The organism is Sphingopyxis sp. OPL5 (assembly GCF_003797775.2).
Classification (GTDB): domain Bacteria; phylum Pseudomonadota; class Alphaproteobacteria; order Sphingomonadales; family Sphingomonadaceae; genus Sphingopyxis.
In genome coordinates this window covers 2,314,568-2,328,321 of sequence record NZ_CP060725.1, presented here as the reverse complement: position 1 = coordinate 2,328,321, position 13,754 = coordinate 2,314,568, and the positions used below count along the sequence as shown (strand labels likewise).

Below are 13,754 nucleotides of genomic sequence, written 5' to 3'. Positions count from 1 at the left end.
GCGCGATGCCGGACCGCCCTGAAAAAAGAAAAGATACACGCTATGACCTTGCGCTTTCCCATCGCGCTTTCGATTCTGCTGTCGCTGACGCTCGCCGCCTGTTCGGGTGCTGACGACGCCCAGGGCGGCCCGCCCCAGCTCCCCGTGACCGCCGCCGCGCCGCTGGTGCGCGACGTGACCGAATGGGACGATTATGTCGGCCGCTTCGAAGCGGTCGACAGCGTCGAGGTCCGGCCGCGCGCCTCGGGCTATCTGCAGCGCGCCCATTTCACCGACGGCCAATATGTCCGCGCCGGGCAGTTGCTGTTCACCATCGACGCGCGCCCGAGCCAGGCCGCGCTCGACCAGGCCCGCGCCCAGCTTGCCCGCGCGCAGGCGACGCTTGCCAACGCCCGCACCGAACTCGCGCGGTCGACGACGCTCGCCGCATCGCAGGCCGCGAGCCAGGAAGAAGTCGAGCAGCGCCGCTCCGCCGTCCGCACCGGCGAGGCCGATGTCGCCGCCGCCAATGCCGCGATTCGCGCCTCGGCGCTCAACGTCGGCTTTACCCGCGTCACCGCGCCGATTTCGGGCCGCGTGTCGCAACGCCTGGTCGATCCGGGCAATTCGGTGATCGCCGACCAGACGATCCTGACCACCATCGTGTCGACCAGCCCCATCCATTTCAGCTTCCAGGGTTCCGAAGCCAGCCTGCTCGACTATGAGCGGCGCGGCGACACGCTGCAGAACGCCCCGGTGCGCATCAAGCTGCAGGGCGCCGACGATTATGCCATCAACGGCCGCATCGATTTCGTCGACAATGCGCTGTCGAACGGATCGGGCACGATCGCCGTGCGCGCGGTCGTCCAGAACCCCGACGGCAAGCTGCGCCCGGGCCTGTTCGGCCAGCTCCAGCTCGCCGCCTCGGCGCCGCGTCCGGCCTTCCTGCTCCCCGACACCGCGATCGTCACCGACGGCGCGCGCCGCGTCGTTTACGTCATCGGCCCCAAGGATGTGGTGCAGGCGCGCCCGGTCACCCTCGGCCCCGTCGTCGACGGGCTGCGTGTGATCAAGACCGGCGTCACCGCGAAGGACCGCATCATCGTCGGCGGCCTCCAGCGCGCGCGGCCGGGCCAGCCCGCCAAGGTGCAGGCCGGGACGATCGCGGCTGACGGCAAGGTGCTGACGGCCAAGGCCGCGCCCGCCGCGAAGGGCGGGGCGAACAGCAAGTGAATATCAGCCGCTTCTTCGTCGACCGCCCGATCTTCGCGGCGGTCATCGCGATCTTCATCACGCTGATCGGCGCCTTCGCCTATCCGCAGCTTCCGCTCGCCCAATATCCGGAGATCGCGCCGCCGACGATCAGCATCACCGCCGCCTATCCCGGCGCCTCGTCGGAGACGATCGCCGAAACGGTCGCCTCGACGCTGGAGCAGGAGATCAACGGCGTCGAGAATATGCTCTATATCCAGAGCAGCTCGACGCAGGGCGCCGCGCAGATCACCGTGACTTTCGAACCCGGCACCGACCTCGATGCCGCGCAGGTGCTGGTCCAGAACCGCGTCGCGCTCGCCGAGCCGCGCCTGCCCGAACAGGTGCGCCAGATCGGCGTGCAGGTGAACAAGCAGGAATCGGGCTTCCTGATGATCGTCGCGCTGACCTCGACCGATCCGGCGATCGACACCGACTATGTCGGCAACTACGCCAATTCGACGCTGCGCGACCGCCTGCTCCGCCTCGAAGGTGTCGGCGGCGTCCAGATCTTCGGCGGCGGCTATTATTCGATGCGCGTGTGGATCGACCCCGACAAGGCCGCGGCGCGCAACCTGACCGCGCCCGAAATCGTCGCCGCGCTGCAAAGCCAGAATGTCCAGGTCGCCGGCGGTTCGGTCGGCGCCCCGCCCTATGGCAAGGGCAATCCGGCGTTCGAACTGCCCGTCGAAGTCCCGGGCCGCCTCGTCACCCCCGACCAGTTCGCCAATGTCGTGATCAAGACCGACACGACGAACGGCGCGATCACCCGGCTGAAGGATGTCGCGCGCGTCGAGCTCGGCGCGCAGGACTATGGCGTGCGCGGCGTGTTCAACGGCCGCGAAGGCGTCGGCATGGCGGTGATCCAGCAGCCGGGTGCCAATGCGCTCAACGCGGCGAACCTCGTGCTCGAGGAAGTGAAGAAGGCCTCGGCCGACTTCCCCCCGGGACTCGAATATGAAATCCCCTTCAACCCGACCGAATATGTCCAGGCGTCGGTGACCGCGGTGCAGGAAACGCTCGTCGAGGCGATCTTCCTCGTCGTGCTCGTCGTGCTCGTCTTCCTGCAGACCTGGCGCGCCGCGATCATCCCGATCGTCGCGATTCCGGTGGCGCTCGTCGGCACCTTCGCGGTCCAGCTCGCGCTCGGTTTCTCGATCAACTCGCTGTCGCTCTTCGCACTGGTGCTCGCGGTCGGGATCGTCGTCGACGACGCGATCGTCGTCGTCGAGGCGGTCGAAAAGCATATCCGCGAAGGCCTCAGTCCGCGCGAAGCCGCGCACCGGACGATGGAGGAAGTGTCGGGCGCGCTGATCGCGATCGGGCTCGTGCTCGTCGCGGTGTTCGTGCCGACCGCCTTCGTCCCCGGCATCCCCGGCATCTTTTATCAGCAGTTCGCGGTGACGATCGCGGCGGCGACGGTGTTTTCGCTGCTCACCTCGCTCACCTTGTCGCCCGCGATGGCGGCGCTGCTGCTCAAGCCGCACGAAGAGCATCATGAAGAGCCAAAGAACCCGGTGATGCGCGTCGTCCGGCGCGCAGCCGACAAGTTCAACAGCGGCTTCGACAAATTGTCCGACCGCTATGGCCGCACCACCGCCTCGCTGGTGCGCAAGGGCGGGCTGATGCTCGCCATCTATGCCGTGCTGCTCGCGGCGACCGGCTGGCGCCTCGCCGACACGCCGACGGGCTTCATTCCCGACCAGGACCAGGGCGTGCTGATCGGCGTCGTCCAGCTGCCGCCGGGCGCGTCGCTCGACCGCACCAGCGAAGTCCTCGCCCGCGCGCAACAGGAAGTGAAGAAGATCGACGGTGTTGCCAGCATCGCGACCTTCTCGGGCCTCGACGGATCGAGTTTCTCGACCGCGTCGAACGCGGGCACGATGTTCATCCGCCTGACCGACTGGGGCGAGCGCGGCAGCAAGCTCTCCGCGACCGCGCTGTCGCAGCAACTGTCGGGCGTGCTCGCCAATGCGCTGCCCGAAGCGAACGCCTTCGTCATCGCGCCCCCCGCGGTGCAGGGGCTGGGCAACGGCAACGGCTTCACGATGATGATCCAGGCCCGCAGCGGCGAAAGCTACAAGGAGCTCGAACAGGCCACCGGCGCCATGATGGGCGGCGCGGCGCAGATGAAGGATGTGCAGCAGGTCTTCTCGCTGTTCAACACCGGAAGCCCACGCATCTTCGCCGATGTCGACCGCGACAAGGCGCAGATCCTGGGTGTCGATCCGAGCCAGGTCTATGCCGCGCTCGGTACCTATCTGGCGTCGACATACGTCAACGACTTCAACTTCCTCGGCCGCACCTTCCGCGTGACCGCGCAGGCCGAACCGACCTCGCGCGCCAGCATTGAGGATGTCGGACGGCTGCAGGTGCGCTCGACCTCGGGCGAGATGGTGCCCCTGTCGTCGGTCGCGACCTTCCGCGACGACAGCGGCCCGACGCGCGTCGTGCGCTATAACCTGTTCCCCGCGGTCGAACTGCAGGGACAGGCGGCGCCGGGCGTGTCGTCGGGTGCGGCGCTCGCCGCGATGGAGGGGCTTGCCGACAAGACGTTGCCGTCGGGCTTCGCCTATGAATGGACCGGCCTCGCCTATCAGGAAAAGGCGGCGGGCGGCGGCGCGGTGCTGATCTTCGGCCTCGCGGTGGTGTTCGTCTTCCTCGTGCTCGCGGCGCAATATGAATCGCTGCCGCTACCGCTCGCGGTGATCCTGATCGTGCCGATGTGCATCCTCGCGGCGATGCTCGGCGTCAACCTGCGCGGGATGGACAATAATATCCTGACACAGGTCGGTCTGGTCGTGCTCATCGCGCTCGCCGCGAAGAATGCGATCCTGATCGTCGAGTTCGCGAAACAGGCCGAGGAACAGGACGGGATGAGCACGATCGACGCCGCGGTCCACGCCGCACGCTCGCGCCTCCGCCCGATCCTGATGACCAGCTTCGCCTTCATCTTCGGCGTCGTGCCGCTGGCGATCGCGAGCGGCCCGGGACAGGAAATGCGGCAGGCGCTGGGCACCGCGGTGACCTTTGGCATGCTCGGCGTGACGATCTTCGGACTGATCTTCACCCCGCTCTTCTATGTCCTCTGCCGCAAGCTCGGCGACAAGGCGACCGCCTTCGCCCGCCGCGACCGCAAGCAGAAACAGCCGGACACCAGCCCGGCGGAGACCCGCTAATGACCCGCAACCTGATCCTTGCCGCCGCGAGCATGCTGGCGCTGTCGGCCTGTACCGTCGGCCCCCGCTATGTCTCGCCGGTTCCCGCGGCGCCGTCGCAGGCGCCCTTCCTCGAAGCCGGCAAGTCGCCCGCCTTCAGCGGCGAACAGCCGCCGGGTCCATGGTGGAGCCTGTTCGGCGACCCGTTGCTCGACCAGCTCGTCGGTGAAGCGCTCACGGCGAACACCGATCTTCGCGTCGCCGCCGCCAATCTGGCGCAGGCGCGCGCGGTGCTGCGCGAATCGCGGGCCGGCCGCCTGCCGACGACGACGGTGGGCGCCGGCGGCACCTATGCGCGCCAGGCGAACCCGCTCGGCGCCGGCTCGATCGAGGGCGACAGCTATGACGTCGGGCTCGACATCGGCTATCAGGTCGACCTGTTCGGCCGCGTCGAAAGCGCGATCCGCGCCAGCCGCGCCGACGCCGATGCGGTACAGGCGGCGTTCGACCTGACCCGCATCACCGTCGCCGCCGAAACGACGCGCGCTTACACCGACGTCTGTTCGTTCAACCGCCAGATCGCGGTCGCCGAGGACACGCTGCGCATCCAGCAGCAGACCTTCGACCTCACCCGCCGCCTGTTCGAGGGTGGCCGCGCGACGCGGCTCGAGACCGGACAGGCGGGCGCACTGCTCGAACAGACGCGGGCGACGATCCCGACGCTGACCGCGCAGCGCGCCGCCGCGCTCTATCGCCTCGCGGTGCTCACCGGCAAGCCGCCCGCCGAAGCGCCCGCTGCCGTGCTCGCCTGCCAGGCGCCGCCCGAATTGAACCGCCCGATCCCCGTCGGCGACGGTGCGTCGCTGCTTGCTCGGCGCCCCGACATCCGCCGCGCCGAGCGCCAGCTCGCCGCAGCGGCGGCGCGGGTCAATGTCGCGACCGCCGATCTGTACCCGAGCATCAGCCTCGGCGGCTCGGTCGGCTCGACCGCCAGCTCGATCTCGGGACTCGGCAAGTCCGACGGCTTCCGCTTCTCGCTCGGCCCGCTGATCTCGTGGAGCTTCCCGAACATGGAGGTCGCGCGGTCGCGGCTGAAACAGGCCGAAGCCGGGGCCGATGGCGCGCTCGCGAGTTTCGACGGCACCTGGCTGACCGCGCTGCAGGAAAGCGAAAGCGCGCTCGCCAATTATGCGGGCGAACTCGACCGGCTCGCGGCGCTGCGCCGCGCGGCGGCCGAGGCCGGCGACGCCGCCCGCATCGCGCGGCTGCGCTATCAGGCGGGACGCGAGAATTTCCAGGTCGTGCTCGATGCCGAGCGGACGCTGGCATCGATCAACGCGAGCATCGCCCAGTCCGAACAGACCCGCGCGACGAACCTCGTCTCGCTGTTCCTCGCGCTGGGCGGCGGCTGGCAGGACGGCGGCGCCTAATCAACCTTCGTCATTGCGAGCGGAGCGAAGCAATCCAGGGCAGGCGTAAACCGCTCTGGATTGCCGCGTCGCCTTCGGCTCCTCGCAATGACGAAGAATATTACCCCGCGATGCGCGCCCGCACCGCTTCGGCCTGCGCCATGATATTCGCGACCAGCTCGGCGCAGGTCGGGATGTCGTGGATCAACGCCTGGCTCTGGCCGCTGGTCCAGATGCCGCCGTCGACATCGCCGTCGCGCAGCACATTTTCGCGCCCGCGCACGCCCGCCATCAGATGCTTCACATCCTCGAAGGTCTTGGTCGGATCGCGCTGGATCTCGGCAACCTCGACCGACACTGCATTCTTCGCGACACGCGCGGTGTTGCGCAGCGTGCGGCCGACGAGCACCGTATCGGTCTCGGTCGCATCGACGATGCGCTGCTTCACATTCTGGTGGATCACGGCCTCGACGGTAGCGCAGAAGCGCGTGCCCATGTTGACCGCATCGGCGCCGAGCGCCAGCGCGGCAATGATGCTGCGCCCGTCGGCCATGCCGCCCGAGGCGATGATCGGGGTGTCGGGCAGCGCGTCGACCGTCGCCGGCAGCAGCACCACGAGCCCGACATCGTCCTCGCCGGGGTGACCCGCGCATTCGAAGCCGTCGATGCTGATCATGTCGACGCCCTTTTTCACCGCCGACACCGAGTGGCGCACCGAGGTGCATTTGTGGATCACCGTGACCCCGGCGTCCTTGAAGGCCGGCAGGTGGTCGGTCGGGGCGCGGCCCGCGGTTTCGACGATCCTGATGCCACTGGCGATGATCGCCTCGCGATATTCGTCATAGGGAATGGGGTTGATCGACGGCAGCAGGGTCAGGTTCACCCCGAACGGCTTGTCGGTCAGCTTGCGGGTCGCCTCGATCTCGTCGAACAAGGCTTGGCCGGTCGGATACATATGCGCGGTGATGAAGCCCAGAGCCCCCGCATTGGCGACCGCGGCGACGAGCGGGCCATAGCCCACGCCGGTCATGCCGCCCATGATGATCGGGGTTTCGATGCCGAACTTCTCGGTAATACGCGTCTTGATCAAAGCTTCCTCCCATCGGTTTTGTTGCGAAACCCTTGGCGCGCGGGCTGGCGGCGATCAAGCCCGATAATGCGCATGGCCAAGTGCATCTTGCTCGGGCAGGATATGCCCTCGGCGGCGAACAGGAGACGGGACATGGCGGGCAGGCAGAATATCGGACGATCGCTCGTCCTCGTCGCGAGCTGGATCGCGCTGACCGCCGCGAGTGCCGAACCCGCCTATGACATCGTGATCCGCGGCGGCACGATCTACGACGGGTCGGGCAAGGCCCCTCTCACCGGCGACGTGGCGATCAAGGACGATCGCATCGTCGCGGTCGGCAAGGTCGAGGGCAAGGGTCGCAGCGAGGTGTCAGCCAGCGGCATGGCGGTCGCGCCGGGGTTCATCAACATGCTGAGCTGGGCGACCGAATCGCTGATCGCCGACCCGCGCAGCCAGAGCGATATCCGCCAGGGCGTGACGCTGGAGGTGATGGGCGAAGGCTGGTCGATGGGGCCGATGAACGCGGCGATGAAGGTCCAGGAGACCGAGCGCCAGGGCGATATCAAATATGCCATCGAGTGGACCAGCCTCGGCGATTATCTGACGTATCTGGAGAAGCGCGGCATCGCGCCCAATGTCGCGAGCTTCGTCGGCGCCGCGACGGTGCGTATCCATGAACTGGGCGAAGACGATGTCGACCCGACCCCCGAGCAGCTGGCGCGCATGCAGGCGCTCGTGCGGCAGGCGATGGACGAGGGCGCGCTCGGCGTCGGCAGCTCGATCATCTACGCCCCCGGCTCCTATGCCGAAACCGACGAACTGGTCGCGCTGACCAGCGAGGCCGCCAAATGCGGCGGCATGTATATCAGCCATATGCGATCCGAGGGCGACCGGCTCGAGGAAGCGGTCGACGAGCTGATCGAGATTTCGCGTCGTTCGGGCGCCCCCGCAGAAATCTATCACCTCAAGATGGCGGGCCGCGACAATTGGGGAAAATATGATTCGGTCGTGAAGAAGGTCGAGGCGGCGCGCGCTGCGGGCCAGCGGATCACCGCCGACATGTACACCTATACCGCCGGCGCGACCGGGCTCGACGCCGCGATGCCGACCTGGGTGCAGGCGGGCGGACTCGAGGCGTGGATCGAGCGGCTGAAGGACCCCGCCACCCGCGCCCGCGTCGCCGCCGAAATGCGGAAGCCGGGGAGCGACTGGGAAAATCTCTTTTACGGCGCGGGCGCCGACAAGATGATCCTGTCGGGCTTCAAAAGCGACAAGCTCAAACCGCTGACCGGCAAAACGCTCGCCGAAGTCGCGGCGATGCGCGGGAAGAGCCCCGAAGAGACCGCGATGGACCTGGTGGTCGAGGACGGGTCGCGCGTCGGCACCGTCTATTTCCTGATGTCAGAGGACAATGTCCGCAAGCAGGTCCAGCTGCCGTGGATGAGCTTCGGGTCCGACGCCGCGTCGCAATCGGCCGAGGGGGTGTTCCTGAAATCGGGGTCGCATCCGCGCACCTATGGCAATTTCGCGCGGCTGCTCGGCCGTTACGTCCGCGACGAGAAGCTGATCCCGCTCGAACAGGCGGTGTACCGGCTGACTACCCTGCCCGCGACCAACCTCGGCATCAAGGAACGCGGGGCGCTGAAGCCCGGCTATTATGCCGATGTCGTGATCTTCGATCCCGCCAAGATCGCCGACCGCGCCACCTTCGAAGCGCCGCACCAATATGCGACCGGGGTGCGCGACGTCTTCGTCAACGGCGCCGCCGTGCTCAAGGACGGCGAGCCGACCGGCGCCACCCCCGGCCGCGCGGTACGCGGCGCGGGGTTCGGGAAATGCCGCTGAGGTTCAGTCGCGAAAGCGGATCGCGGCACCGTCGGCATCGCGGGTGATACGCACCTGCACCTCGTAAAGCGCGCCGAGTAGGTCCTCGCTCATCACCTCGGCGACCGACCCCGCCGCGAGCAACGCGCCGTCCTTGATCGCGACGACATCGTCGGCGTGGCGCAGCGCGAGGTCGAGGTCGTGGATCGCCATGATCACGGTGCGCCCGGCATCGGCACGCGCGCGCAGCCGCCGCGCCGCGTCGAGCGCATGACGCGGGTCGAGCCCCGCGGTGGGCTCGTCAACGATCAGCAATTCGGGATCGCCGACGATCGCGCGCGCCAGCATCGCGCGGGCGAGTTCGCCGCCCGACAGGCTGGTCGCCGGGCGGTCGCGCAAGCTGGTGAGGTCGCAGGCGGCGAGCGCGTCATCGATCGCGGGGCGCAGCGCGGCTGGCAGATCGCCGAAGCTCGGCAGCACCGGGGTCAACCCGAGCGCGACGACGCGCTCGACGCTGATAGGCCATTCGACCTCGGCGCGCTGCGGCAGATAGGCGCGGCGCCGCGCGAGCATCCGGCGACCGATGCTCGCGAGCGATTGCCCGCCGAGTTCGACGCGTCCGGCATCGGGCACGCGTAGCCCCGCCGCGACTTCGAGGAGCGTACTTTTACCGGCGCCATTGGGGCCGATCACCGCAGTCAGCCGGCCCGGCGCAAAAACGGCGTCTATGTCGCGCAGCACGACGCGCGCATCGCGTTTCGCGGCCACTGCGGCGAAGGTCAGCGCGCTCATGCGGTGCGCCTTTGCACATGAAGGACGAGCCACAGGAAAAAGGGCGCGCCGAACAGGCTGATGAACACCCCGAGCGCGAGGATCTTGCCGTCGACGACGAGCAGCCTTGTGCCGACATCGGCGAGGGTCACGAGCAGCGCGCCGACGAGCGCAGCAGGGACCAGCGTCTGGCCGGGCCGGTGCCCGACGAGCGGTCGAACGATATGCGGCGCGATCAGCCCGACGAAGCTGATCGCCCCCGCGACCGAGGTCGCCGCGCCGACCCCCATCGCGGTACCGAGCAGCGCGAGCAGGCGGGTGCGCGCGACATGGATGCCGAGACTTTCGGCCTGCGCCTCGCCGAGCGCCAGCGCGTCGAGCGCGCGGCCGGTGAGCAGCAACAGCATAGCGCCAACGAGGATGAAAGGCGCCGCGAGCCAGACATGGTCCCAGCTGCGGTCGACGAGCGAGCCCATCAGCCAGACCATGATCTCGTATGCCGCATAGGGGTTGGGCGCGACGTTGAGCGCGACGCTGACCCCGGCGGCGGCGATGCTGCTGACCGCGGCGCCGGCGAGGATCAGCGACAATGTGCCGCCGCGCCGCGACAAGGCGAGCGCGGTGCCCGCGGTGACGAAACCGCCGACGAGGCCGAACAAGGGCGGCGCCATCGCGAAGCTCGCCGCGAAGCCGAAATAGATCGCGATCACCGCGCCGAGCGACGCCCCCGCCGACACCCCGAGCAGCCCGGGTTCGGCGAGCGGGTTGCGCAGCAGCCCCTGCAGCACCGCACCCGACAGGCCGAGGATCGCGCCGACCATCAGGCCGAGGATCAATCGTGGCAGGCGGATTTCGATGAGGATCAGCGACGCGAGGTCGGTGCGGCCCGCGAGCAACCCGCCGAGCGCCTGTTCGGGGGTCAGCCACACCGTTCCGGCGAGCAGCGAGACGAAACCCGCGGCCAGCAGCAGGACGAGCAGCAGCGGGACGAACCAGCGCATCACAGCGCATGAACCCCGGCAAAGGGAAGCGGGGTGCGGACCCGGCTCGCCGCGGCGCGCAGTTCGGCGCGCAGCCGGATCGCCGCTTCGCTGATCCTGGGGGTGCCGCAGCCATAATAGGCCGGCGAAATCGCCACCGTCCGCGCGCCGTCCCAATAGCGGCGAACGAGCGGATGACGCTCGATATTCTCGCGCATTCCATATTCGGGGCGGACCCCGGCGCCCTTGACGAGCAGGGTCGGCGCGGCGACGAGCAGCACTTCGGTGTCGGGGCGATTATAGCGCGACACCGGCGGCTCGTTGGCGATGTTCACCGCGCCCGCCGCTTCGAGCACCGCGTTATAGAGCGACCCCTTGCTCGCGCTGAAACCACCGCCGTCCCACGCGACGACACGCAGCGGCGGCCCGGGATCGCGAGCCAGTTCGGCAAGCTCGCGGTCCATTTGGGCGATCATCGCCTCGCCGCGCGCGACTTCGCCGACCGCCCGCGCGACCTGCCGGGCATTGGCGCGGATCGCATCGAAGCTGGTCGCGTCGTCGACCTCGATCATCGGATAGCCGAGCCGTTTGAGCATCGCCCGCGTCGTCGGTTTCGAAAAACGGTCGGCGACGATCAGATCGGGTTGTTGCTGGACGACCTCTTCGGCAAGGCCGTGATTGATGCCGACTCGCTGCGCCGCCTCGGCCATCAGCGACCCCGACGGATCGCGCGACAGCCAGGTCACCGACGCGATCCGTTCGGGCGGCAGCAGCGCCAGCACCAGCTGGTCGGTGCACTGGTTCGTCGACATGACGCGCAGTGGCTTAGAAGGCGGCGGCCCGGCGTCGGGCGGCGCCACGGCGCTGCCGGTCGAAACCAGCAGCACCGCGGCGGCAAACACAGACGCCAGGCCGACCCCCTGCATCAGATTTTTACGCGGATACCAATGGCGGCTGTGCGACCGTAAGTATTATAGCCTTTGACAACCACATAATCCTCATCGAACAGATTTTCGATCCGGCCATAAACTTCGAGCTGATCGGTGATTGGGAAAGCCGCACGCACGGCGGTCAGCCAGTATCCGTCGAGGCGATTGGCGAAGCTGTTGTTGATATTGTCGAAACTGTCGCCGGTCAGGGCAATCGTTGCACCCAGTTTCAGGCCCCAAGGCGATTTCCAGTCGGCGACGAAACTCGCTTTGTCCCTTGGGCGGCGGGCAAGCTGGTTGCCAAAATTGGCACCCGGGGAGCGGGTGGTAGCATCGACCAGTGCGTAATTCACCCGCACGTCCAGATTGTCGTTGGGCCGGACGATAAGTCCAAGCTCGACGCCCTCCGACTTCACCCGCCCGATATTCTCCGATTGGAATGTCGCGGGATTATAGGCGATGAGGTCGTTGCTTTTGCGATGGAAGTAGGTCGCGGTCGCCGTGACTTTGCGATCGATAAAACTGTGCTCGATTCCGGCGTCAAAGCCTTTGGAGGTTTCCGGTTTCAGATTGATGTTGCCGAATGGCGGCAATGCCTCGCTCAACGTCGGCGCACGAAAACCTTCGGCATAGCTCGCGCGGAATATGGTCTTGCCATCATTGGGCGTATAGGCCGCGTCGGCACCAAAGCTTGTGTGGTCGCCATATTGTGAATGATCTTCGTATCGCACGCCGCCGTTGACCGTCAGGCCGTCAAACGGGTGTACGCCAATCTGTCCGTAAAAGCTGGAATAGTCGCTTTTGAACCTGGTGGGTGTGGTGTCACCGCCCAAGGGATAGAAAGTGCTGGCGAACGTCTCTTCATGGGCGCCGCCGAAAACCAGTGACGCGATGCCGAAGTCGACATTGCCGTCATAGGCAAAACGGTCGACTTTGCCGCGCGCGGTGAAAACATTGTAGTTGAAAGGACCGGTCGCGCCATCCTCGCTGCCTTTGCGGGTCAGCTCGGTACGGCTGTACGACAGGCGCCCCTTCCACTTGCCGTCGAGCAGGTCGTGGTTCAATCTGGCATAGCCGACGAACTGTTCGTTATCGGATTCGGGAATGGAATTTGCCGGGTTGCCCGGAAAGGCAAAGGCGTCGTCATATTCAATCCGGCCCTTGTTGTAATAACCGCGCAGATCGAGCGCGAGGGCAGGCGAGAATTCGACGAGCAACTTTCCGTTGGCGGACAAGTTCCTGTACCCATCGCGTTCGGTGCCGCCGATGAGCGACGAAATACCGTCGGTGCGATAATAGCCGGCGCCGACGCTGCCGGAGATGATCCCACTCTTGCCCGACACATTGCCAAAGACTTTGGCGGTGTCATGGCTGCCATATTCGGCGAAAGCATTGGCCGACAGCGTGTCCGTGGGTGCGACGGTTTGCACGCTGATGACGCCACCGATCGCCTGGCTGCCCCAGATGACCGAATTGGCACCGCGCAGCACCTCGACCCGGTCGATATTGCCCGTAAGCAATCCACCGAAATCGAACGCGCCATTGGGCGTCGAAGGATCATTGATCCGCACGCCATCGATCAGCACCAGCGTCTGGCTGCTTTCGGCGCCGCGGATAAACACGCTGGTTTGCGATCCGACGGGTCCGCTTTGTGCGACAGCTACGCCTGGCACGAGGTTTAAAGCGTCGCTGATCGACGTCACTTGCGATGTTTCCAGATCGTCGCGCGTGATAACGGAAATGGTGTGGCCCGTTTCGGTGCGGCTCTGTTCGACGCCGCTGGCCGTGACGACAATGGTATCACCGTTCGCGTCGGTCGATGTTTCGTCGGGATTGGACTGCGCGAAGGCGGGCGTCGCCGCCGTCAGCGCGAGGAGGGAAATGAAACCGGTCTTCAACATGGGATAAGCCCCCTTTGCGCCAGAGCGAAGTGGCGGGGGCGTACCGGCGAACCGGTCGGTGCAGGCGAAGGGCGGGCACAAGTCGCTCCGTCGCCACGCACCGATGCGGCCCCAGCCGCACAGGTCGTCGCTCAGACGGAGGATTACCGTGCCATGACCATCCCCTGGACCAAGGCAAGAGCGACCGGTGCGCTGGCAGGTCTCCTGGCTCGCGGGTCACAGCTTGATGCACGCCTTCCCAGGTTGCCCCAGTGGCTGGCCCCGACAAGGAGTCCGGACCGGTGCATCGCGCTCACCGCTTACAGTTGCAGGGACAGCCTCGGAGTCGAAAGCCCGAGCCGGGCCTTCTCACCGTGTTCCCGTTTTAAGCCCTTTCGGGCACCGGCGCGATCTTGCGGGGGCCAGGCCCCCGCGGCGCAAGCCCATAGAGCAATGCCGCGCTTTCGCAATCGGCTTTATCGCGGTCGCCGTCGCGTACAGGCG

At 67.0% G+C, this 13,754-nt stretch carries 9 protein-coding genes and 1 riboswitch; of the genes, 4 read left to right on the top strand and 5 right to left on the bottom strand.

Annotation, left to right across the window (positions count from 1 at the left end):
- Window positions 1-42: 42 nt before the first annotated feature.
- Genes EEB18_RS11090 through EEB18_RS11080 form a run of 3 tightly spaced genes read left to right on the top strand, consistent with a single transcriptional unit; the run spans window position 43 to window position 5,818 of the window.
- Window positions 43-1,212, top strand: a complete 1,170-nt coding sequence (locus EEB18_RS11090; RefSeq protein WP_187139214.1) for an efflux RND transporter periplasmic adaptor subunit — start codon at window positions 43-45, stop codon at window positions 1,210-1,212.
- Complete coding sequence (locus EEB18_RS11085) at window positions 1,209-4,409, top strand: efflux RND transporter permease subunit (protein ID WP_187139215.1); 3,201 nt, start codon at window positions 1,209-1,211, stop codon at window positions 4,407-4,409. The genes EEB18_RS11090 and EEB18_RS11085 overlap by 4 nt, the downstream gene beginning before the upstream one ends.
- Entirely contained in the window at window positions 4,409-5,818 is a 1,410-nt protein-coding gene (locus EEB18_RS11080; RefSeq protein WP_056342166.1) for an efflux transporter outer membrane subunit, read from the top strand. Before EEB18_RS11085 ends, EEB18_RS11080 begins: the two co-directional genes overlap by 1 nt.
- Window positions 5,819-5,918: 100 nt before the next feature.
- Here the strand turns inward: EEB18_RS11080 and EEB18_RS11075 are convergent, their stop codons facing one another.
- A complete protein-coding gene (locus EEB18_RS11075; RefSeq protein ID WP_187139216.1) occupies window positions 5,919-6,887 on the bottom strand; it encodes an NAD(P)H-dependent flavin oxidoreductase in 969 nt (322 codons plus the stop codon).
- A gap of 132 nt (window positions 6,888-7,019) precedes the next feature.
- Here EEB18_RS11075 and EEB18_RS11070 point away from each other — a divergent pair, with 132 nt between their 5' ends.
- Window positions 7,020-8,711 carry an N-acyl-D-amino-acid deacylase family protein gene (locus EEB18_RS11070; RefSeq protein WP_187139217.1) on the top strand — a complete coding sequence of 564 codons (1,692 nt, stop codon included), beginning with the start codon at window positions 7,020-7,022 and terminating at the stop codon, window positions 8,709-8,711.
- A 3-nt stretch (window positions 8,712-8,714) separates the two neighbouring features.
- On the opposite strand, the gene EEB18_RS11065 is transcribed toward EEB18_RS11070, so the two are convergent.
- The 4 genes from EEB18_RS11065 to EEB18_RS11050 are packed head-to-tail and all read right to left on the bottom strand — an operon-like array spanning window position 8,715 to window position 13,271.
- The gene (locus tag EEB18_RS11065; protein ID WP_187139218.1) at window positions 8,715-9,482 is read right to left on the bottom strand and encodes an ABC transporter ATP-binding protein; all 768 of its coding nucleotides are present in this window, start codon (window positions 9,480-9,482) and stop codon (window positions 8,715-8,717) included.
- Window positions 9,479-10,462, bottom strand: a complete 984-nt coding sequence (locus tag EEB18_RS11060; protein ID WP_187139219.1) for a FecCD family ABC transporter permease — start codon at window positions 10,460-10,462, stop codon at window positions 9,479-9,481. Before EEB18_RS11060 ends, EEB18_RS11065 begins: the two co-directional genes overlap by 4 nt.
- Complete coding sequence (locus EEB18_RS11055; RefSeq protein WP_187139220.1) at window positions 10,462-11,367, bottom strand: ABC transporter substrate-binding protein; 906 nt, start codon at window positions 11,365-11,367, stop codon at window positions 10,462-10,464. Before EEB18_RS11055 ends, EEB18_RS11060 begins: the two co-directional genes overlap by 1 nt.
- Complete coding sequence (locus EEB18_RS11050) at window positions 11,367-13,271, bottom strand: TonB-dependent receptor plug domain-containing protein (RefSeq protein ID WP_187139221.1); 1,905 nt, start codon at window positions 13,269-13,271, stop codon at window positions 11,367-11,369. Before EEB18_RS11050 ends, EEB18_RS11055 begins: the two co-directional genes overlap by 1 nt.
- 176 nt (window positions 13,272-13,447) lie before the next feature.
- Window positions 13,448-13,672, bottom strand: a riboswitch (cobalamin riboswitch).
- Window positions 13,673-13,754: the final 82 nt, after the last annotated feature.